This window comes from Streptomyces sp. 13-12-16, from assembly GCF_002114215.1.
GTDB lineage: Bacteria > Actinomycetota > Actinomycetes > Streptomycetales > Streptomycetaceae > Streptomyces.
This window is the reverse complement of record NZ_NCTE01001311.1, coordinates 1-824: the sequence shown is the minus strand read 5'-3', so window position 1 is coordinate 824 and position 824 is coordinate 1. Positions and strand designations below refer to the sequence as shown.

1 protein-coding gene is annotated in these 824 nt (G+C 75.4%); it reads right to left on the bottom strand.

The annotated features are described in order from the left end of the window. Positions 1–680: nucleoside hydrolase (locus tag B7767_RS40325; RefSeq protein WP_085576252.1), on the bottom strand; the 680-nt coding region annotated here is incomplete at its 3' end. Positions 681–824: the final 144 nt, after the last annotated feature.

Below are 824 nucleotides of genomic sequence, written 5' to 3'. Positions count from 1 at the left end.
CGGTGCGCGAGCAGCTCACCGGCGAGCCGGGTGCCCGGTTCGCCGCTGGCGCGCAGCCGGCGCACGTCCGCCGCCGGGACGACGACCCGGGTGAACACGTCCAGGCCGTACATCGTGATCGGCACCCCGGCGGTGAGCAGGATCGCGGCGGCCTCCGGATCGTGCCAGACGTTGAACTCGGCGACCGGCGTGGCGTTCCCGGCCGCCGCCGCGCCGCCCATGAACACGATCCGCTCGATGTTGCGGGTGACCTCGGGGTGGGTGCGCAGCAGCAGGGCGACGTTGGTGAGCGGGGCGGTGGGCACGAGCGTGACCGGGTGCGGGGAGGCGAGGATCTCCCGGCGCAGCAGGGTCACCGCGTCCACGTCGGCGGGGGCGCGGCGCGGGACGGGCAGGCCGAGGTCGCCCATGCCGTCGTGGCCGTGGACGTGGCGGGCGGAGCGCGCCGCCTCGATCAGCGGACGCTCGGCGCCCCGTGCGACCGGGATCTCCGGCGCGCCCGCCTGTTCCAGCACGGTCAGCGTGTTGCGGACGACGCCGTCCACGTCGGTGTTCCCGGCCACGCAGGTCACCGCGCGCAGGTCGATCCCCGGGTGGCGTACGGCGAACAGCAGGGCCAGGGCGTCGTCGACACCGGTGTCGCAGTCGATGATCACCGGGACGGGCCGACCGTTGGTCACGACGAGGGCTCCTTCCGCCTGTGCATGTGACCACCGACCCTACGCGGCGTCCCGGAGTCCGGTGCCCCGCCGGTCCGACCGTTCCGCGGTCCGCCGCAGCGCCTCACCCACGGGCAGCGCACCGGGCCGCCTCCCGTCCCTGAG